This window comes from Hymenobacter jejuensis, assembly GCF_006337165.1.
Lineage (GTDB): Bacteria > Bacteroidota > Bacteroidia > Cytophagales > Hymenobacteraceae > Hymenobacter > Hymenobacter jejuensis.
Genome location: NZ_CP040896.1, coordinates 1,770,655 through 1,789,587, shown reverse-complemented (window position 1 = coordinate 1,789,587; position 18,933 = coordinate 1,770,655). Strand labels below are relative to the sequence as shown.

Sequence of the window (18,933 nt, the reverse complement as noted above, 5' to 3'; positions counted from 1 at the left end):
CTATCTTGCACGCCCCGTATTCGTCGGCAAGCGAAAAAGCCGCTCCTTTCAAGGCCGCGCCCGGGTTTTATCTATTTTCTTTCAAAAAATTGCGTTCGCAACGCCGGCTACCGAAAAAACAGCCGGGTTTCGGGCGAAAAGTGCAGTGATCATGAGCAAACTTAAAAAAACAAGCAAGACCAAATTTTCCGACGAAACCTTAAATGCGGGCAGCGGCAAAACCATCGTTCAGCCTAATGTAAACGACAATAAAGCTCAGACTATCAGTGACTTGCGCGAGAAAGAGCACGGCGAGCGTACCACAGTGCTCGACGACGAGCAGCGCATCCGCAAAGCCTTCGTCGACAAGGACTGGAACGAGATCAAGATTGCCGACTCGTGGCAGATCTTCAAGGTGATGGCCGAGTTCGTAGAAGGTTTTGAAAAGATGGGCAAAATCGGCCCTTGCGTGTCCATTTTTGGCTCTGCCCGCACCAAGCCCGACAACCCTTATTACCAGATGGCCGAGGAAATTGCGGCCAAACTGGTGCGCCACGGCTACGGCGTGATCACGGGCGGCGGCCCCGGCATTATGGAGGCGGGCAATAAAGGAGCCCGCTCGGAAGGCGGCCGTTCGGTAGGTCTCAACATCGAATTGCCCTTCGAGCAGTCGCATAATATCTACATCGACCCGGACAAAGTGATCAACTTCGATTACTTCTTCGTGCGCAAAGTAATGTTTGTGAAGTACGCACAGGGCTTCATTGGTATGCCCGGCGGCTTTGGCACCCTCGACGAACTGTTTGAGGCCATCACGCTGATTCAGACCAAGAAAATCGGTCGCTTCCCCATCGTGCTGGTGGGCTCGCGCTACTGGAACGGCATGTTCAAGTGGATTGAAGAGATCATGCTGCACGAAGAAAGCAACATCTCTGCGGAGGACATGAACCTCGTCCAGATCGTGGACGATGCGGCTTCGGCGGTAAAAATTATCGACGATTTCTATTCCAAATACCTGCTTTCGCCCAACTTCTAAGCATACTGCTGAAGATCGACTGTACCGAAAAGCCGGACGTGCGTCCGGCTTTTTGCGTTCGTTGGTATTTGTTGAACCCTCTTGTTTGCATTATCTTTAAGGAGTTGCATTTCAAGAATTTGATTGTCGTGTAACATATTGATTAATAATTACACATAAAAAATACCGATCAGGTAATGGAACAAAATTTACAAGCTAATAAGACAAAGCAGGTGTACGTGGTTCCGCGGTGGGGTGGTTCGCCTTCCGACGACTGGTATCCGTGGTTGAAACAACAGTTGGAATCTTCTGCAGACGCGAACTATCAAGTGCATCTGCTGAACATGCCGGCTTGGGATTTGCCGGTTATCGAGCGAGCCAATGAGCACTTAGCCAAGGTGTTGCCACCCGAAAAGCTGAACGGCAACGTGTATTTGGTGGGGCACAGCGTGGGCTGTCTGGCCATTCTGCACTATCTGGCTCAAGCGGCCGCGCAATACTCCAAGAATCCACCGCTAATTGGTGGTGTACTGTGTGTAGCGGGCTGGTTTTCAGTAGATAGCCCGTGGCAGGACATCCTCAACTGGATTCATGCGCCCATCGATTATGAAGCGGCCCGGCAATTGATTCCCAAAAACAAACTCACAGTGTTGCTTTCCGACGATGACCCTTATACATCGGAGTTTCAGGAAAACGAGCGCCTGTGGGTCGAACGCCTGCATTCCAACGTTAGTATATTGGCTGGCCGTCAGCACTTTAGCTCGCAGCTTGATTCGGATGTACTTGATGCGATCCGCGATCTGGCCGGCACCCTAACCGAGCCTGCTGATTCAGCACAGGTATAACGAATCTGCCCTACAAAGCACGCGTCCTGAACATTATACCGGGGCGCGTGCTTTTTTTGTCGCTGTGAACTACGATTGTGATTACCTGCTGGCCGGTGGTGGTGCGGCGGGCCTGAGTTTGGCATACTACCTAAGCTGCGAGCCGCGGCTGCGCGATAAGCGAGTAGTGATCATTGAGCCGCAGGCCAAAGACCAAAATGACCGCACGTGGTCGTTTTGGGCCGATTCGCCGACGCCTTTCGACGGTATTGTGGCGCATGAATGGCAAAAACTGGCGTTTCGCAGCCCAGATCTAGAGAAGGTATTCGACTTGGAGCGCTACCGCTACAAGATGATTCGGGGGCTGGATTTCTACCGTTTCGTCCGCAATGCGCTGGCCGATAACCCGCAGTTTGCCTTTGTGCAGGAAACAGTTATAAGCATCGAAAATACATCTGATGGTGTATCGGTTGGTACCGCAACGCGTAGTTATTCAGCGCGTTATGTTTTCGACAGCCGCCCGCCGGAGATTACGCGGCGGCCCGATAAATACCGCTATCTGCTGCAGCATTTTGTAGGCTGGGAGATTGAGACAGACCGCGATGTATTCGATCCGACCACGGTTGAGTTTATGGATTTTCGGGGTGCGCAGGAGCAAGAAGCGCGGTTTATGTATGTGCTGCCATTTAGTAAGCGCCGAGCTTTAGTGGAGTACACCTTGTTTTCAGGCAGTATTCTTCAAAAGTGTGATTATGAAGTATTTATAAAAAAATACCTGCGTGATACGCTGGGCTTAGAGCAGTATCGGATCGAGGCCGAAGAGATCGGCGCAATCCCGATGACCGATCACCCGCTGCCGGCTACTTCGGGCGCCCATATCATCAATTTGGGTACACGGGCCGGCCGTGCGAAACCCAGCACGGGCTACGCCTTCAAGCGCATTCAGGAGCATTCGGCACGGCTGGTGGCGGCACTGGCAGCTACCGGCGCGCCGCCCGCCGACCCCACAGGCGACCGGTGGCAATTTCGGCTGTTTGATACGCTGTTGCTCGATATCATGCAGCGCCGCGGAGAAACGACGCGCGACCTTTTTACGGAGTTGTTTGCGCGCAACCCCGTCGAGCGCATTCTGGATTTTCTGGATGAGCGCACGTCGTGGGCTGAAAATCTGCAGGTTATGAACTCTGTCACACCTTGGCCTTTTCTGCGATCCATTGGGCACGTGCTGCGCGGCCGGCCGGGGCAGCGCAAGCTATGAGTAAGCAACAAAGGCGCGAATCACATTGTAATTTTGCGCCTTTGCTGCTATCATCCGCGTTTTTGTTTCCTGACCTGTTGCTATTACTCTCATGACTGTCCCGTTCTTCACACGCCCTGCAACAGTTGCGGATATTCCGGCCTTGGTATCCTTAATAAATCAGGCTTACCGAGGCACGGAGGCCGGCTGGACGTCCGAAGGGCACTTGCTGGATGGCCCCCGGACCGATGCAGCATCCCTGACTGAACTCCTGCGAACCGGCACCATTTTAACCCTGCTGCACGCCGACGAGCTGGTGGGCTGCGTGTACGTGCAGCCTCAGGGTACGCGGCTGTATGTGGGCATGCTGGCCGTGTCGCCGGCGCGGCAGGCGCAGGGCCTCGGGCGCCAACTTTTGGGGGCCGCTAACGATTTTGCACGCCAGCAAGGCTGCCAATTTCTGACGATGACTGTGCTAGAGGCCCGCCCCGATTTGCTGGCGTGGTACGAGCGGCACGGCTTCCAGCGCATTGGTCAGCCCGAACCGTTTCCTACCGATCACAATGCGGGCGTACCGCGGCAGCCGCTGGTGTTGTTACGCTTGGAAAAGCCAGTTACCGGCGCGGTAGAAGCTTAAATGTATCCATTGTGTAACTGTCTTATTGCCAAGTAGTTGCGCAATGGCCTTCCAACGGAGTAGTAGTGAATAAGTGCCTAAACTTAGTGGCGCGGCAGGCTCTCTTCGCTTTCCAAGAAGGAACGGGCGGCCTGTACGGTCGTAGGCGATAAGGTTTCCAATTGCGGCTGCGGCTGCGAAAGATTCAGCAGGTACCCGGGCAGACTGGATAAGTTTTCAAGGTCGTGGGTGATGCACAGGACGGTTTTGCGCTGCTCCTGCACCCAAGTTTGCAGCAGGTCGAAAACGCGCCTGCGGTAGTACACATCGAGTTGCTGGGTGGGTTCGTCGAGCAGGTACAGGCTAGCATCCTGCAGGGCTAACTGAGCCAGCCACACCAATTGTTGCTCGCCGCCGGAAAGCAGAGTAAAGTCCTGGTCGATCAAGTGGGCCGCCCCGACGCGCTCTAACGCCTCTTCTGCTAATGCGTAATCATCAGATTTATAAGTGCTTAGAAAACGGTGGTGCCGAAAGCGCCCCATCACAACCAGTTCCCGCACCGTAATGGGAAAGCCCACGCTGCTGCGTTGCGGCAAGTACGCCAGTAGGCCCGTTTCGGCAGGGCGCCGCACCGTACGCAAGTCCCGGCCCGTTATTCTTACGGTGCCTTCGTAGGGCAAACGCCCGGTAAGGGCTCGGAAAAGCGTGGTTTTGCCGCACCCGTTGTGCCCGACGATGGCTACAAATGCCGGCTCAGGCACCGCAAAAAAAAGGTTGCGGAGCAGAACGCGCTGTTCATACCCCGCAACCAAATTTTCAACCTCAAGAGGTGAGAGAGTAGCCATGCGAAATGCGAGCTCGTTCAAACTATAGTCCAGCAGAACGACATCGCACGGCTCATGTCTGACTTCTCACGTCTACAACTCAATATTCGTCCTCGTTGAACATGAAGTCTTCTTTGGTCGGGTAGTCCGGCCATACTTCCTCGATGTTTTCGTAGGGCTGGCCGTCATCTTCCAACGCCTGCAGGTTTTCGACAACTTCCATCGGGGCGCCCGAACGGATAGAGTAGTCGATCAATTCATCCTTGGTGGCAGGCCAGGGGGCGTCTTCCAGATACGAAGCAAGTTCCAGCGTCCAATACATAGTCGTGTGTGCTACAAAAAAAGGTTGGCAAAAGTATAATCTAGCAAGCAATAATCCGGCCGAGGCTCAGTATGACACAGCGGCAAGGTTATAGTTGCTTCAGCAGGACAACGTAAAATACAAATGAAGGTTGGGCTACGCAACTAAGCGCTTGCGTAACATTTCAATCAGTTCGTTTTTGGTACGAATTTTCCGCTCAAACGCCCTGATCTTGCCCTGAAGCATAGTTCGGAAGGCGTCGTTGCCGGGTGAGGAGCTTAGTTTGCCCAAGTTGTCCTCTAGCGCTTCCTGTTCCTGCCGGTCGTACTTGATGAAATCGCGGAGGGCTTGCACACGCACGTTTACCTGGTCTTCGGGCGTGCCCGGCTCGCTGCCGGTAGGCTGGCGCTTGCGAATAAAATGCTCTAACGAGCTGAGTTCGAATATTTTATCGCAGGCTAGCAGGAATTGCTCCCACACCCGATCCGATTCTTCGCCGCGCACGGGCCCGACTTTTTTCCAGGCCATTTGCAGTTCCTTGGCCTTCGCTACCGCTTCCGACATGGGCCGGTTGAGCAGGGCTTCGGCTTCGGCTACGAGCGCCCGTTTCCGCGACAGATTGTCCTCCATCTGGGTGTCGCGGCTGCTCTCGACGCGCTTGGTGCTGATGTGCTCTTTCAGGCGCTCGAAAAAGTGGTTGTGCGCCGCCCGAAAGCGCGTCCAGAGGTCGTTGGCTTGCTTGCGGGGCAGCGAGCCACCTACCTCTTTCCAGTCCTGCTGCAACTGCTTGAGCTTCTTGGTGGTGCCTTCAAAGTCCTCGGAGTTCTGCAGCGATTCCGACTGCCGAATCAGATCCATGTACTTGTCTAACACACGGTTAGCCATAGCCTTCTTGTCGGCGAAGAAATCTTTCTTCTTCACCATAAAGTGGTCGATGGCTACGCGCAGGCGCGTTTCGAGCTCCTCAGTAAGCTGCTTGTCAACCGGCCCGGTTTTGATCCAGGTCTGGCGCAGTTCCTTGAGTTGCTCGGTGGCAGTCTGCCAATCAATCGTGTGTTGCAGCGCCTCGACTTCCTGAATCAGGCTGATCTTGGTGGCCAGGTTTTTCTCGCGGTTACGGGCAATGGTAACCTTGATGGATTCTTCGGCTTCAGTGAGGCGGCGGTGCAGGCTCTCGAAGTCGCCGAGGCCGTCGTAGGCGGCAATCTGCTCTTTCAGATGCAGGGCCTTCATCAAAAAGGAGCCTTTGTTCTCCGACTCCTCGATCTTGGTGAGCAGCTCTTCTACTTTGCCCCGAAATACTTCAAAACGCTGTGCAAAATAGCGCAGCGAAGCTTCTTCCGATTCTTTTACTTGCCCAACCTGCCGCGCGGGCAAGTCCATAAACGGGCGAAGCCACACCTGGTCGCCCTCGATGTAGCCATAACGGCGGGCTTCGGCCAGCAAGTGGTCAGTTTGTTCCATAGTTAAGATAGGGCGGGAGGAATAGGTGGCGAAATGGTTGTAAAGGAAGAAAACCTAGTGCAAGTTTACGTTTTGCAGCGGAAATTCGCTGCGTGGCCCGATCCTCGGCGGGCTCCGGAAACCAGCCCAAGCTGCCTACCTTTGGTCGGGGCAGGGTCGGGCGGCCTTGCGATTGAGCTTTCTGGGAAAGAGTTGGTTAACGGATTAGGCTACGGACGGCAGGCCCGCTCGGTTATGCAGAAGCCCGCGAAGGAGTTGGGTTAAAAGTGGAAAATTGTTAGAAATGACAGATTGACAATACGGTAAGCTCTAACCTAGAATACGAACGATCAAGACGCAAAATATAGTCTCTGGGCAAAGATGCAAATGCGCAGCGCGTGCGCAGCCCGCCACCCAGAGTTTCTGACTTTCCAATAGACTGCTTTATAGACTGCTTTACCTTGCCGCCGGCTGCAGCGCCGCCTCCTTACACCTCACCAAAACCACCTTTTACCCTTCCCTATGAGCGATCAGACCATTATCTTCTCGATGGCCGGCGTGAGCAAAATCTTCCCGCCTCAGAAGCAAGTCCTTAAGAATATCTACCTGTCGTTTTTCTACGGCGCCAAAATTGGCGTACTCGGCCTCAACGGCTCGGGTAAGTCGACGCTGCTGAAAATCATTGCCGGCGTCGATAAGCAGTTTCAGGGCGAAGTCGTGTTTTCGCCGGGCTACTCAGTGGGCTACCTCGAGCAGGAGCCGCACCTCGACCCCACCAAAACCGTGATGGAGATCGTGCAGGAGGGCGTGGCCGAAACTGTGGCGTTGCTGAAGGAATTCGACGAAATCAACGAAGCCTTCGGCGACCCGGATGCCGATTTCGACAAGCTGCTCGAGCGCCAAGGCACTGTGCAGGAGCGCCTCGACCAGCTCGACGCCTGGAATCTCGACAGCAAGCTGGAGCGCGCTATGGATGCCCTGCGCACTCCGTCCGGCGAAGCCATTGTCGGTAACCTGTCGGGTGGTGAAAAGCGCCGCGTGGCTTTGTGCCGGTTGTTGTTGCAAGAGCCTGACGTACTGTTACTTGATGAGCCCACCAACCACCTCGACGCCGAATCGGTGTTGTGGCTGGAGCAGCACTTGCAGCAGTACAAAGGCACCGTCATTGCCGTAACCCACGACCGCTACTTCCTCGACAACGTAGCCGGCTGGATTCTGGAATTGGACCGCGGCGAAGGCATTCCGTGGAAAGGCAACTATTCGTCGTGGCTCGAGCAGAAGGCCAACCGCTTGGCGCTGGAAGAAAAGACCGAGAGCAAGCGTCAGAAAACGTTGCAGCGCGAGCTGGAATGGGTGCGCATGTCGCCCAAAGCGCGCCAAGCCAAGAGCAAGGCACGCGTGGCCGGCTACGACAAGATGGTGAATGAAGACGCCAAGGAGAAGGAGCAGAAGTTGGAATTGTTCATTCCAGACGGCCCACGCCTTGGTGGACAAGTGATTGATGCTCAAGGACTTAAAAAAGGATTCGGCGACAAGCTGTTGTTCGAAGATTTGTCCTTTTCGCTGCCGCAGGGCGGTATTGTGGGCATCATCGGGCCCAACGGCGCGGGTAAGTCCACGTTGTTCCGCCTGATTACCAACCAACTGAAGCCCGATGCCGGTACGTTCGAAGTCGGTGGCACGGTGCAAACGGCTTACGTCGATCAGCAGCACGAAACCCTCGACCCGAACAAAACGGTGTTTGAAACCATCACGGGCGGCACCGAAACCATGTTGCTGGCCGGCCGGCCCGTGAACTCGCGGGCCTATGTGTCGAAGTTTAACTTCTCAGGCGGCGACCAGGAAAAGAAAGTCGGCAGCCTTTCGGGCGGCGAGCGCAACCGCGTGCACTTGGCCATGACGCTGAAGCAAGGCGCCAACCTGCTATTGCTCGACGAACCAACCAACGATCTGGATGTCAACGCGATCCGGGCTTTGGAAGATGCCCTGGAAAACTTTGCCGGCTGCGCCGTCATCATCTCGCACGATCGCTGGTTCCTCGACCGCTTGGCGACGCACATCCTGGCCTTCGAAGGCGACTCGGAAGTGACGTGGTTTGAAGGCAATTTCTCCGACTACGAAGAAGCCAAGAAGAAACGCCTGGGCGACGTAGAGCCGAAGCGCGTGCGGTATAAGAAGTTGCAGTAGAAGCACTTATAAACAAACTCAAAAGGGCGCTTCTCACCGAGAGGCGCCCTTTTGAGTTTGTTTATGCCCCAAAACGCAGTCTATTCCGGCGCTTCTTCCGGGCTCTTGGCCAGCGTTTTGGTCGTAGCCAAAAGGTCTTTGGCGGCGCCCACAATGGCTTTCGGATTCTTGGAAACGATGGCGCCGCCAAGCGCTACTACTGCCGTCGCGACTTTGATGATGTCCTTGACTTTATCAATGGTTTCGACTGCTTTCTTGGCTTTTACAGTAGCCTCCGTGATGGTACCGAGGTCGTGCTGCATATCATCTAGTGCAATGCCTACTGCGCTGGTTACCAGGCTGCTGGAATAGTTGAGTAAATCCCACTCAGTATCTTCGATGCGTTGCCTTTGGGCTGGAGTCAGGCTGGCCCAATTGGCAAATCGGAACACACCCAGTTGGTGCGAAACGTCGAGAAATGCTTTGGCCAGGTCGCGGGCCTGGTCTGCTGAAATAGGCATAGCTACTGGGTTTTGGGGTTAAGACTGCAATTCGGCAAAGGCCTTATAGAGCTTGCGCAGGTCTTGCGCGTATAGCTTCATCCGTTGGCTCAAGGCTTTGCCTTTAAGCTGGCCCACGTTGCGCCGCAGCTCGGCGTGGCCCTTGCCTATCTGATCGAGAACTTGGGCATAGGTCTGCAGCTTCACGCGGCGTGCCCGGATCCGGGCCATGTGGTCTACTTCCACCACGCGGGCGAGTGACTGCACCGCATCGGGGTCGGAAAGCGTGCCAGCAGCCGCTTTTATTTTCCCGAAATACTTCTCGACGGCAACCGAATCCTGATCGAGTGACAGGCTAAAATCCTTGAGAACAATAGTTTGCAAGCCCTTGACTACGGTTTGCAGGCTGGCGTCGGTTTGCTCCACAATGGTTCGTATCTGGCGCTGTCGCCAATGATCGGCCGCCGCCCGCAGCAGCACTTTCGCGATGGTGCCGGCGGCAGTTGCGGTTTCAGTGCTGATTGCCCGGTCGCCCTCACCGATAAACTTCGCATCGGTAAGAGCGCCGGAAAGGCCTTCCAATTCCGCATCGACCGCGGGAAGGTCATCGGCCGCCAAATCGCCCAAGGCGCTCATGTATTGCACTAGCACCGTTTGGGCGCCTTCCAATCGGGCCTGCTGGGCGGTACGAGCGCGGGTTATTTCGTCGAGGGTAGAGGCAAACCGGGCTGGCTGATAGAGCTTCTGTCGAGCCGGGGAGCCTACATAATCTGTTACAATCTGCTGATAATCAGCTGTGGCCGCGGAGGTTTTGGCAAACTCGCGCACGGCTTCCAGATTGGCACAGCCTGGCAGGAAGCCACTCAGTAGCCCAAGCGCCAGCGCAATCCATCGGCTGCACAACGGGTAATTTGTCTTCTGTTTCATACAAAGCCATGAAAAGGTGACTGCCTGCGGAGTGGGGCGCGTTTTGAGTATCCAACTTGCTTCAGCGCTCCTCGTTGGGAGTATCTGGTTTCGGGCCAAGGTTGCGGATGTTCACGAATCGATTTAGCACGTCAAACCAGAAGGGTGCTCCAACCATCATCGCTAGGCCGGTGAGCAGCCAACCAAATAACATCCAGATGATTACGCTCGTGTTTTTGTAGTCGCCGTTGGCATCGCGGCGCTTCAAATCTTCGGGCAGGTTCGTCAGCTTGGCTTCGGCTTTGCGGTCGAAGGCTTGCCCAAACCCCATCGGCAGTCCGATTTTCTGCATGGCCAGCAATTCCTTGCGAAGCGTATCCACCGACTGGCGCGCCGTGACCGTGAACTCCGGTGGGGGCTGCGCTCCTGAGCCGGCCTGGGCGGGTGGCAGACCTACGCCCGGCGTCTCTGCGGGCCGGGGCTCGGCGGCTCGGCTCTCGCCCAGCGTCACGAGCGTATTACGGACGGCGGTATCGCGGGCAATGAATTTGGTCAAACGAATGGTATCCACGTCGCCAATAATGGCCACTGCTAACCCTGTGATTAGCAACCAGATACGATTGTCGCGCTTGTACCAGCCGGTCAGGCGTAGGCAATATTCCTTGTACCAGTCTTCTAAGTTGGCTTGGAGTTGCTCGGCGGGCAAAACGGCACCTTGCGCGCTGGCCAGTAGCTTTTGCAGCAAGGCATCGAAACGGCTGCCCGCGCCACCCGGAGCCGTAGCCAAGCCGGCCGCAAACCGCGCCAGCGGTGGGCTGCCAGCCGGCGGCGCGGGTGCTTTTTCGCTTACCCAATTGATAATGGCCTGCGCAAATAGCCGCTGGCTGACGTACGGAGGCCAGCGCTTGGGCCGGAGCATGAGCTGCGAAATCGTTGGGTCGCTGTAAAGGCCATCGGTGTAAATCGGTCCGATAGATTGCACCAGATGACTGTGCAGGTAGTTGCCTCGGTAGTTGAAGTACCCGGCCCAGAGTTCGTTGATGGAAAGCGTTATCTGGCTGAATACCAAATAGATGAAGATGAGCGAAATGGCTATTTCAAGAATTGGATAATTCAGCATACCTACGCTCAGCTACAGATTCGACTACTGCGCTAAACGTGAGGAACATAGGGCCAGCGCGCCTCAGTGGCAGCACTGAATTTTAGGCGCTTACCCAGCCTTCGCGTACGGCCTGCACCACCAGCCCAACCAGCGTTTTGGCGCCCGCCTTTTGCAGCAGTGCCCGCCGATGACTTTCCACGGTGCGCACGCTCAGGCACAGCCGATCGGCGATTTCGCGGTTGCAGCAATCGGCTACCACGAGGCGGAGCACATCCAACTCCCGAACGCTGAAAGCAGTGCCGGGCTGCTCGCGACGGCCGGTCGGTTGTGCAGTCGGGAAGCTACTCGGGCTTTCGTTCCGAGCCAGAATCGCGTGCACGGCCGTAACTACCTCAGTAGTAGTGGCATGGCGGCAAAGCAGGGTGTATCCGGTTTGGGTGAGGTGCTGACGCAGGGCTGGTTGTAACCGCTGGCCGGTGAGCAGCAGCATCGGCACCCGCGGATACAGCAGGCGCAGGTGAGCCAGCACCACCGGAGGAATTGGGCCCAGCAGGGGAAGGTCGAGGATGGCTAAGTTGTAGCCCCCGGCTTTCAGCAACTCGGGCAGGCGGGCCGGGTCAGGAGTGAGGGTGATGGAAAGGTCGGGCCAAGTGTCGCGCAGCGTAAACAACAAGCCTTGGCGGTGCAGGGTGGGCGCTGCCGCAATAAGCGCAGCTTTGAAAGAAGTGAGCATAGAACTGTATCGATAAAATAGAATAATGGGAAGAAGACCAGAATAGACCGAAAGCAATAGGAGTGATACGGTAATCGGGGCGGGTATAATTTGCTGCTGACCCGTAAGAATTGGCAGCAGCTACTCAATGTAATCTTCATTTTTAACTATATAAGTAATTGTATATCAATGCCCCTATGCAATCGAGCAACAAGGTCTTTTCGCTTACTAACAAACCTTTGTGATCTTTGCAACTGCTTATTTCTTGTGGCCATGTCGTACGAATAGGGCACTGGCGCCACGCGATGCAAAACATTTTGCCTGCTTTCGTGTCCCACTTAGTTAAAGGACTTGTGGCCAGGCTGTATTACTAGCGTTATGCTTTATATTTTTCGGGTAATACTTCTTGGCATTCTGCTGGTTGCAGCGAATACGAGTTATGCCCAAGTCGATACTGTGGCGGCTGCTTCTGGGCGTCAGGCAACTGTGGATGCGGCCCAACGCGATTTGGCCGATGTTATTCATGGACTGGTTCCGCGGTTGCATCCCGTCAACCGTGATACGCTGGCTTTGCAGGAAGGGCACAAGTTTGTGGCCGTCATTCCTACCTTAGGCTACACGCTCCAGACCCGCGGCTTGGTACAAGTAGCCACCAGCGTTGCGTTTCACGAGCCTCAGGCCAATATGTCGACAATTGTGGCAGCCCTGTCGGTAACGCAAAACAAGCAGTTGCTGCTGAATGCTACCTCGTCGATCTGGGGGCAAGACAACGGCGTCAACTGGGTGGGCGATTGGCGCGTGATGCACTACCCCCAGAGTACCTACGGATTAGGCATGCACACTTCTACCAGCCGGGCAGTGCTCATGGATTATGAGTATCTGCGTGTGTATCAGAACGTTCTGCGGAAACTGAAAACGAGTTTCTATGTGGGCTTGGGCTATCAGCTGGATTACCACTGGAACATCGACAGCCACACCGTTCAGCAGGAGGTGTACCAGATTTCGGACTACCATCACGGGGTGCGCGGCTCCACGGTCTCGTCGGGCGTATCGCTGAACTTGCTCTACAACAGCCGCGAAAACGCGATCAACCCCGACGGCGGCACCTACGTGAACCTGCTGGTGCGCCCCAACCTGCAGGTACTGGGCAGCAATACCAACTTCCAAACGCTGCTGCTGGATGCGCGCCACTACCTGCACCTGCGCCCGAAGTCGAAAAATATTCTGGCTTTGTGGTCGTATAATGCCCTGACGCTGCACGGCACGCCGCCCTTCCTGGATTTGCCCAGCACGGGCTGGGACACCTACAACAACTTGGGGCGTGGCTTTATTCAGGGGCGTTTTCGGGGCAAAAACCTGCTGTACGGCGAAGCCGAATATCGTTTTGGCATTACGCACAACCGGTTGCTGGGCGGGGTGGTGTTTACCAACGTGCAAACGGTGTCGGAGCCGTCGGCGTCGGCCTGGCGTTTCGATAAGGTCGCGCCGGCCGCCGGGCTGGGCTTGCGCCTCAACATGAACAAGTTATCGCGCACCAACTTGGCCGTCGACTACGGCTTTGGCAGCGATGGCTCGCGGGCGTTGTCGTTCAACGTAGGCGAAGTATTCTGACCCAGGCTGGGGGAGGGGCGCCTCTTCATTGCCTATCTTTAGCACTTAACCCCGTGCCGTATGCTGACTTTGCCCTCCGAGGAATACCTCCAGATCGTATTTCGGTCTGATTTGAATGTGCTGGTGGGGCGGTGGATGCGGCAGACAACCCCCTCCGAGATGCAGCAAGGCTACCACGACCTACTCGATGTAGCCGTGAGCCAGAACTGTCGGCGGTGGCTGGTGGATGTGCGCCGCCGCGACCACGCCAACCAGGACGGAACGTCGTGGATGCAGCAAACTTTTTTCCCGCAGTTAGCGCCACGCCTGGGCAGCAAAGTAAGCCTGGCCTACCTGTTTGCCCCCAGCCACCTCAACGATTTGGAAGCGGATGCCACCGTGCCGCCCCTTACCTACTTCGACGGACGGCCTTACCGTGTGCAACGCTTCGTGGAAGAACATATAGCCATGAGCTGGCTGGACAATTGCCGGCTGGAAGAGCAGCACGAACTCAGCCAGAGCGCCATCATGTAACCCCAAGCAGCCGCTCTGCCCGAGGCGAAGAAAGCGGCTGCTTAGGATAGTATATAACTATCTCGCAATGTGATAGTTATGCATTAGATCGATTAGATAAAAGTCGCGCGAAACGTAGGGGCCGTTCGGTGCTTGGATGCCTGCTCGTAAGCGTAGCCAAGCGCCAAGATCTCTGCCTCTTGGTACGCTCGGCCCACAAACGAAATTCCTACGGGCAAGCCGTATACTTGGCCCATCGGCACAGTGAGGTGCGGGTAGCCGGCAATGGCAGCCGGCGTCGAAAAGTCAAGGCCGGTGGAGTAGTCGCCGTTGATAAGGTCGATGCAGGCGGCGGGCCCAGACGTAATGCCGATGATGGCGTCCAACTTGTTGTATTTCAGGGCGTTATCGAGCACGTGGCGAGCGGTGCTTACTTCTTTTTGCAGCGCCTGCTGGTACTCTTTGCTCTTGAGGTCGCCTTTCTTCTGGGCCATTTCCAGGATTTCCTGCTTGAAGTAAGGCATGGCCTTGGGCTCGTTTTTCTGGTTGAAAGCGATTACATCGGCTAGCGTTTTCACCGGCGCGTTGGCCGTGGCCAAATACTTGTTTACGCCGTCCTTAAACTCGTAGAGCAGCACCGTAAATTCGGCTTCGCCAATGGCGCTGATCGGCTTCACAATATCCACTTCCACCACGGTGGCGCCTTGGCTTTTTAGCAGTTCCAACGCCTTTTTGAAGACGGGAATCGCTTGGTGATTGCCCTGCACATGCGACTTCTCTACGCCGATGCGCTTGCCTTGCAACGCGTTGTTAGTCAGTAGCTTCGTGTAGTCGGTCTGCGCTTTGCCGGTGCTTTCCTTCGTAATGGCATCCTCAGGATCGACGCCCGTGAGCGCGCCAAGCAGAATGGCCGCGTCGCGGACGGTACGGGTCATGGGGCCAGCCGTATCTTGGGTGGCCGAAATCGGGATAATGCCGCTCCGGCTCAGCAATCCCACCGTGGGCTTGAGGCCCACAATGCCGCTCGACGACGAGGGCGACACCACCGAGCCGTCGGTTTCGGTACCGATGGCCACCGCGCACAGGTTGGCTGACACCGCCACGCCCGAACCCGCGCTAGAGCCGCTGGGCGTTCGGTCGAGCACGTAGGCGTTTTTGGTCTGGCCGCCGCGCCCGCTCCAGCCGCTCGTAGAATGTGTGGAGCGGAAGTTGGCCCATTCGCTGAGGTTGGTTTTGCCCAGCAGCACCGCGCCCGCATCACGTAACTTCTTGACAATGAAGGCGTCTTTCGTGGCTTTGTGCCCGACCAGCGCCAATGCGCCGGCCGTGGTCATCATCTTATCGCCGCTGTCGATGTTGTCTTTGATGAGCACCGGAATGCCGTGCAGCGGCCCGCGCACCTTGCCGTTTTTGCGCTCCTGGTCCAGCGAGTCGGCAATGGTGAGAGCGTCGGGGTTAAGCTCAATAACCGAATGCAGCTGCGGTCCGCCTTTGTCGATGGCCTCGATGCGCTTGAGGTAATGTTCGGTAAGGGAGTGCGCGGAGTGGGCGCCGCTGCGCATCTTGTCCTGCAACTCGTTGATGGTCAGCTCGTCCAGCTCGAATTTCTCGGGCTTTCCCGAAGGCGTATCGGCAGCAGCGGCATCTTTTTGCTCGGGGGCGCCGGAGCCGCAAGCGCTGAGGGAAAGGGTAGAGAGCGCCAGGCCAGCCAGGGAGCCATTCCGTAAAAAGATTCTTCGGTTCATCGGTCTTTTTTTGTGAGTAAGATAGCAAGATCTTCCCCGCGATTTTAAGACCCTTGGATGGTGGCGTAGTATTTTGCTGACTAATTCTTCTGCTGTTTGATGCATTCTTTTTGCGAAGCTTGTCGAAATAGGTCCGTTGCTCTCATAAAGCAGCTTAACGAGTCCGTAATTCCTTATAGCCTCTGCCAGCCCTGCTACCAGCGATTACTTAGTAGGGCGTTGAGGCCGCTTGAGTATTTCAACTTGGTATCTGTCCACGGGCGAGAGTATGAGCTAAGCGATGACTTTTACGATGACGACGGTACAGCGTACGCCGCTGAGGAAGCTATCGCACACGAAGAACAGTTGGCTTTTCCAACCTTATCTAGTCTGGGGGGCAACGTGAGCCGTTTAGTGGACTATGCACTCGTTAAATGGCTTTATCCTTCTGAAGTGACAGCTTTCCTAGCTGAATTTGAACCCAACGAAGTATTACTAGTACTCGACGAAAAACTAGCTCTTAATCCTTTCTTGTTGCCAAAGTGCTTAGAGATAGCAGCAGAATCGCTTGGTATTCAAGCTTATGCTTGGGTCAGGTTTCGACTTGGTCACTATGAAGATCCGCACGAAGTGCTGCTCTTCGCTCACGCAATAGCACGTTGCTTTCCCAGTGTAGAAGCCAATGAAACTATCCTACCTGCCTTGGCCAAACTGGATGAAAAAGGCTTAGCGGAACACATTACATGTTTGATTGGACTGCCTGGAAACAGCGCTTTAGATTGGGTAGAAACTCACTGCCGTTCCATCAGGAATGTTCCCGGAAGCTTTGGCTTAGCTTGTGCTGCTGTCGGCATCACGTGGGAACGAGTACTGCGTTGGTTGCAAGCAGGCCGCCCATTGAGCTTGATTGCATTGGATGCATTGGTCAACTGTGGTACTTCTGCTGAAACCCTTGGCGCGTCACAATGGCTGCGCGAAAACCCACCGAGCTTGCAGAAACCGGCTTCTTTTGAAGCGATGGGAAAGGAATTAGATCGTTACCTAGAGCAGGATAGAGTTCCGCGTACCAAGAATGCTGTACGCTTCATTAAAGAAAATTGGGCCCAAATTGTAAAGCAGGCAGGTTCTTCTAATTGAAATCAGCTTAGAGAACACTAACTAGTCAATTCGAGCAACGTTAGTACTTGGTTACTATTCTGGTTATAGCTGCCAACATACATTTCCTAACAAGTCCTGAGATTTAGTAATCTTGAGCTTCACTTGTTAACCTTTGGTCGCATACCAACCTCTTTCTGCCTTCCCGCCATGAGCACAGACACACAAAAACTAACCATTTTCCGGGAAACCGAACAGAAGCTCAAGCAACAGGGCTTCAACATCGACCGGCAAGATCAAACCCGGCCCTGGGGTGGGTTTTTTGTGATCAGCGAAGACCAGGCCCCGGCCTTTGCCGACACCTATTTCAACGGGCTGCCCGTCGAGCAGCTCCGGATTGCCGGCAAACTCAGCCCCAAAATCCTGATTGTAGCGCCCGAGAAGCGGCTTTCGTGGCAATACCATCACCGCCGCGCCGAGGTGTGGAAAGTGCTGCAAGGCCCCGTGGGCGTCGTAACCAGCCCAACCGACGAAGAAGGCACCGTGCGGACTTACCAGCCCGGCGAATTAATCACCCTGAAGCAGGGCGAGCGCCATCGGTTGGTCGGCCTCAACGACTGGGGCGTGCTGGCCGAAATCTGGCAGCACACCGACGCCCAAAATCCATCCAACGAGGATGATATCGTGCGGGTACAGGATGACTTTGGCAGATAACAGGTTTGTTTAGAAGTATTTATAAAAAGACCCCGTATCGGCCGATACGGGGTCTTTGGCTTTTAGGGTAAGTCCTTAGTACTACATAGCTACACAATGGCCTTTTCCGTGGTGGCTTCGACGGGCATGGGCTCGCGGCGCTTGCCGATGATGTAGCGCAGGCCTTTGTCGTTGCTGAAGTAGCTAAACGTCCAGCTAAGCAACACAAACAGCCGGTTGCGGAAACCGATCAGCGAGATCAAGTGCACAAACGTCCACATCAGCCACGCCAGGAAACCCTGCGTGCGGTAATCCTTGCCCATTAGTTTCACGTCGGCCACGGCGAGGTTGCGGCCGATGGTGGCCATGGCGCCTTTGTCGTGGTAGTGGAAGGGCTGAAGCGGCTGCTTGGCCAGGAGGCGGGCGAAGTTCTGCCCCAACAGATGTCCTTGCTGGATAGCGGGTTGCGCCACCATCGGGTGGCCTTCGGGCGTGGCCGGAGTAATCATGGCGGCAATGTCGCCGAGGGCGAAAATGTTCTCATAGCCAGCCACTCGGTTATATTCATCTACCTGGTAGCGGCCGCCTTTCAGCAGGCTTTCTTTGCGAATGCCGTCGATGGGTGCACCCGCCACGCCGGCGGCCCAAATCAGGGTGCGCGTGATGAGCGTTTCGCCGGTATTGAGCGTGACCGTGTAGCCGTCGTACGACTTCACGCGCCGGTCCAGGATCACGTTGACGCCGTAGTTGCGTAGGTATTCCAATGATTTCTGCGCGGCTTCTTCCGACATGCCTTTTAGCAGCGACGGACCGCTTTGCACCAGATGGATGTCCATCTGTTTGAAATCCAGCTCTTTGTAGTCTTTGGGGAAAACGTGCTTGCGTAACTCGCTCAGCGCCCCCGCAATTTCGACGCCCGTGGGGCCGCCGCCCACAATCACGAAGTCGAGCAGGCTGTTCATCTGCTCCTCGTCGCCGAGTTGGAGGGCCTTTTCGAAGTTCGACAGCACCGTGTTGCGCAGCTCGATGGCGTCTTCCACGCTCTTGATGGCGATGGAGTTGCGCTGCATCTGCTCGTCGCCGAAATAGTTGGTGGTGGCCCCGGTCGCAACAACCAGGTAATCGTATTTGACCAAGCCAATGGATGTTTCGACCACTTGCGCCACCGTGTCTACGCGTTGTACCTCGGCCAGCCGGAAGTAGAAATTGGCCTGCTCGTCCATGATTTTGCGAAACGGCGACACAATATCGTCCGGGCTGAGGCCGGCTGTGGCGACTTGGTAGAGCAGCGGCTGAAACGTGTGGTAGTTCTGCTTGTCGATCAGGATCACCTGCATATCGACGTGCCGCAGGGCTTTGACCAGCTCCAAGCCGCCAAAGCCGCCGCCTACAATCACAACGCGCGGTTTTCCCAAGTCTTCTATTTTGGCCAAACCTTCCATGGCAACAGGTAAATAAGTGAAGTAAAGCGCAGCAACGGCGGCCAGCGGCTTCGGTGCAGCGCGGCGCCGCAACCCTCTACGCAGCAAACGCCTCCGATGGTGCAGGCCGCTGGCAGAGAGTTGCGAAGTTGCCGGGCTGCCACGCAAAAAGCCAGCTGAAAGTTACTTGTGGAGTCGCCGAGTAGAAAAACGAGTAAATAGCTAATCAATTAATAATTAGATACTTATGTTTGAGCGCGCACGTCTCTGAA

18 protein-coding genes are annotated in these 18,933 nt (G+C 55.5%); 9 read left to right on the top strand and 9 right to left on the bottom strand.

The genetic code is table 11. The features are described 5' to 3' along the window. Nucleotides 1-151 precede the first annotated feature (151 nt). The 4 genes from FHG12_RS07255 (at nucleotide 152) to FHG12_RS07240 (ending at nucleotide 3,692) form a co-directional block, all read left to right on the top strand. Nucleotides 152-1,015, top strand: coding sequence for an LOG family protein (locus FHG12_RS07255; RefSeq protein WP_139515097.1), 864 nt, complete (start codon nucleotides 152-154; stop codon nucleotides 1,013-1,015). Between the two features lie 176 nt (nucleotides 1,016-1,191). Further along, nucleotides 1,192-1,839, top strand: coding sequence for an RBBP9/YdeN family alpha/beta hydrolase (locus FHG12_RS07250; RefSeq protein ID WP_139515096.1), 648 nt, complete (start codon nucleotides 1,192-1,194; stop codon nucleotides 1,837-1,839). 64 nt (nucleotides 1,840-1,903) lie between these two features. Continuing rightward, nucleotides 1,904-3,076 (top strand): lycopene cyclase family protein, encoded by a 1,173-nt coding sequence (locus FHG12_RS07245; RefSeq protein WP_165699326.1) that lies wholly within the window; start codon nucleotides 1,904-1,906, stop codon nucleotides 3,074-3,076. A gap of 91 nt (nucleotides 3,077-3,167) precedes the next feature. Further along, entirely contained in the window at nucleotides 3,168-3,692 is a 525-nt protein-coding gene (locus tag FHG12_RS07240; RefSeq protein WP_139515094.1) for a GNAT family N-acetyltransferase, read from the top strand. A gap of 83 nt (nucleotides 3,693-3,775) precedes the next feature. Here FHG12_RS07240 and FHG12_RS07235 read toward each other — a convergent pair whose 3' ends face one another. The 3 genes from FHG12_RS07235 to FHG12_RS07225 all read right to left on the bottom strand — a co-directional run bounded on the left by FHG12_RS07235 (nucleotide 3,776) and on the right by FHG12_RS07225 (nucleotide 6,260). Next, entirely contained in the window at nucleotides 3,776-4,516 is a 741-nt protein-coding gene (locus FHG12_RS07235) for an ABC transporter ATP-binding protein (protein ID WP_139515093.1), read from the bottom strand. Between the two features lie 79 nt (nucleotides 4,517-4,595). Continuing rightward, the gene (locus FHG12_RS07230; protein WP_019948259.1) at nucleotides 4,596-4,817 is read right to left on the bottom strand and encodes a DUF2795 domain-containing protein; all 222 of its coding nucleotides are present in this window, start codon (nucleotides 4,815-4,817) and stop codon (nucleotides 4,596-4,598) included. Between the two features lie 135 nt (nucleotides 4,818-4,952). Next, nucleotides 4,953-6,260 carry a DUF349 domain-containing protein gene (locus FHG12_RS07225; protein ID WP_139515092.1) on the bottom strand — a complete coding sequence of 436 codons (1,308 nt, stop codon included), beginning with the start codon at nucleotides 6,258-6,260 and terminating at the stop codon, nucleotides 4,953-4,955. Between the two features lie 501 nt (nucleotides 6,261-6,761). On the opposite strand from FHG12_RS07225, the gene ettA reads away from it, so the two are divergent. After that, nucleotides 6,762-8,426, top strand: coding sequence for an energy-dependent translational throttle protein EttA (ettA, locus tag FHG12_RS07220; protein WP_139515091.1), 1,665 nt, complete (start codon nucleotides 6,762-6,764; stop codon nucleotides 8,424-8,426). A gap of 80 nt (nucleotides 8,427-8,506) precedes the next feature. On the opposite strand, the gene FHG12_RS07215 is transcribed toward ettA, so the two are convergent. The 4 genes from FHG12_RS07215 to FHG12_RS07200 all read right to left on the bottom strand — a co-directional run bounded on the left by FHG12_RS07215 (nucleotide 8,507) and on the right by FHG12_RS07200 (nucleotide 11,646). After that, nucleotides 8,507-8,926 carry a hypothetical protein gene (locus tag FHG12_RS07215; protein WP_139515090.1) on the bottom strand — a complete coding sequence of 140 codons (420 nt, stop codon included), beginning with the start codon at nucleotides 8,924-8,926 and terminating at the stop codon, nucleotides 8,507-8,509. Nucleotides 8,927-8,944: 18 nt separating this feature from the next. Further along, on the bottom strand, nucleotides 8,945-9,832 hold the full coding sequence (locus FHG12_RS07210) for a hypothetical protein (RefSeq protein ID WP_139515089.1): 888 nt from the start codon (nucleotides 9,830-9,832) through the stop codon (nucleotides 8,945-8,947). Between the two features lie 61 nt (nucleotides 9,833-9,893). Further along, nucleotides 9,894-10,931: a hypothetical protein gene (locus FHG12_RS07205; RefSeq protein WP_139515088.1), complete on the bottom strand. Its 1,038-nt coding sequence runs from the start codon at nucleotides 10,929-10,931 to the stop codon at nucleotides 9,894-9,896. 82 nt (nucleotides 10,932-11,013) lie between these two features. After that, nucleotides 11,014-11,646 (bottom strand): helix-turn-helix transcriptional regulator, encoded by a 633-nt coding sequence (locus FHG12_RS07200; RefSeq protein WP_139515087.1) that lies wholly within the window; start codon nucleotides 11,644-11,646, stop codon nucleotides 11,014-11,016. A gap of 357 nt (nucleotides 11,647-12,003) precedes the next feature. On the opposite strand from FHG12_RS07200, the gene FHG12_RS07195 reads away from it, so the two are divergent. Continuing rightward, nucleotides 12,004-13,236 (top strand): BamA/TamA family outer membrane protein, encoded by a 1,233-nt coding sequence (locus FHG12_RS07195; protein WP_139515086.1) that lies wholly within the window; start codon nucleotides 12,004-12,006, stop codon nucleotides 13,234-13,236. 60 nt (nucleotides 13,237-13,296) lie between these two features. Next, a complete protein-coding gene (locus FHG12_RS07190) occupies nucleotides 13,297-13,749 on the top strand; it encodes a hypothetical protein (RefSeq protein WP_139515085.1) in 453 nt (150 codons plus the stop codon). A 92-nt stretch (nucleotides 13,750-13,841) separates the two neighbouring features. Here FHG12_RS07190 and FHG12_RS07185 read toward each other — a convergent pair whose 3' ends face one another. Beyond that, complete coding sequence (locus tag FHG12_RS07185) at nucleotides 13,842-15,473, bottom strand: amidase (RefSeq protein ID WP_139515084.1); 1,632 nt, start codon at nucleotides 15,471-15,473, stop codon at nucleotides 13,842-13,844. Between the two features lie 243 nt (nucleotides 15,474-15,716). On the opposite strand from FHG12_RS07185, the gene FHG12_RS07180 reads away from it, so the two are divergent. Both FHG12_RS07180 and FHG12_RS07175 read left to right on the top strand, forming a co-directional pair. After that, a complete protein-coding gene (locus FHG12_RS07180) occupies nucleotides 15,717-16,589 on the top strand; it encodes a hypothetical protein (RefSeq protein ID WP_165699325.1) in 873 nt (290 codons plus the stop codon). Nucleotides 16,590-16,757: 168 nt separating this feature from the next. After that, the gene (locus FHG12_RS07175; RefSeq protein WP_139515082.1) at nucleotides 16,758-17,261 is read left to right on the top strand and encodes a cupin domain-containing protein; all 504 of its coding nucleotides are present in this window, start codon (nucleotides 16,758-16,760) and stop codon (nucleotides 17,259-17,261) included. 89 nt (nucleotides 17,262-17,350) lie between these two features. On the opposite strand, the gene FHG12_RS07170 is transcribed toward FHG12_RS07175, so the two are convergent. Next, on the bottom strand, nucleotides 17,351-18,682 hold the full coding sequence (locus tag FHG12_RS07170; protein ID WP_139515081.1) for an NAD(P)/FAD-dependent oxidoreductase: 1,332 nt from the start codon (nucleotides 18,680-18,682) through the stop codon (nucleotides 17,351-17,353). Nucleotides 18,683-18,933: the final 251 nt, after the last annotated feature.

What these genes read in the sequence shown, in the direction of transcription:
- FHG12_RS07255 (WP_139515097.1), top strand. Translation starts at nt 152, where the DNA reads ATGAGCAAACTTAAAAAAACAAGCAAGACCAAATTTTCCGACGAAACC.
- FHG12_RS07250 (WP_139515096.1), top strand. Translation starts at nt 1,192, where the DNA reads ATGGAACAAAATTTACAAGCTAATAAGACAAAGCAGGTGTACGTGGTT.
- FHG12_RS07240 (WP_139515094.1), top strand. Translation starts at nt 3,168, where the DNA reads ATGACTGTCCCGTTCTTCACACGCCCTGCAACAGTTGCGGATATTCCG.
- FHG12_RS07235 (WP_139515093.1), bottom strand. Translation starts at nt 4,516, where the DNA reads ATGGCTACTCTCTCACCTCTTGAGGTTGAAAATTTGGTTGCGGGGTAT.
- FHG12_RS07230 (WP_019948259.1), bottom strand. Translation starts at nt 4,817, where the DNA reads ATGTATTGGACGCTGGAACTTGCTTCGTATCTGGAAGACGCCCCCTGG.
- FHG12_RS07225 (WP_139515092.1), bottom strand. Translation starts at nt 6,260, where the DNA reads ATGGAACAAACTGACCACTTGCTGGCCGAAGCCCGCCGTTATGGCTAC.
- ettA (WP_139515091.1), top strand. Translation starts at nt 6,762, where the DNA reads ATGAGCGATCAGACCATTATCTTCTCGATGGCCGGCGTGAGCAAAATC.
- FHG12_RS07215 (WP_139515090.1), bottom strand. Translation starts at nt 8,926, where the DNA reads ATGCCTATTTCAGCAGACCAGGCCCGCGACCTGGCCAAAGCATTTCTC.
- FHG12_RS07210 (WP_139515089.1), bottom strand. Translation starts at nt 9,832, where the DNA reads ATGAAACAGAAGACAAATTACCCGTTGTGCAGCCGATGGATTGCGCTG.
- FHG12_RS07205 (WP_139515088.1), bottom strand. Translation starts at nt 10,931, where the DNA reads ATGCTGAATTATCCAATTCTTGAAATAGCCATTTCGCTCATCTTCATC.
- FHG12_RS07200 (WP_139515087.1), bottom strand. Translation starts at nt 11,646, where the DNA reads ATGCTCACTTCTTTCAAAGCTGCGCTTATTGCGGCAGCGCCCACCCTG.
- FHG12_RS07195 (WP_139515086.1), top strand. Translation starts at nt 12,004, where the DNA reads ATGCTTTATATTTTTCGGGTAATACTTCTTGGCATTCTGCTGGTTGCA.
- FHG12_RS07190 (WP_139515085.1), top strand. Translation starts at nt 13,297, where the DNA reads ATGCTGACTTTGCCCTCCGAGGAATACCTCCAGATCGTATTTCGGTCT.
- FHG12_RS07185 (WP_139515084.1), bottom strand. Translation starts at nt 15,473, where the DNA reads ATGAACCGAAGAATCTTTTTACGGAATGGCTCCCTGGCTGGCCTGGCG.
- FHG12_RS07175 (WP_139515082.1), top strand. Translation starts at nt 16,758, where the DNA reads ATGAGCACAGACACACAAAAACTAACCATTTTCCGGGAAACCGAACAG.
- FHG12_RS07170 (WP_139515081.1), bottom strand. Translation starts at nt 18,682, where the DNA reads ATGGAAGGTTTGGCCAAAATAGAAGACTTGGGAAAACCGCGCGTTGTG.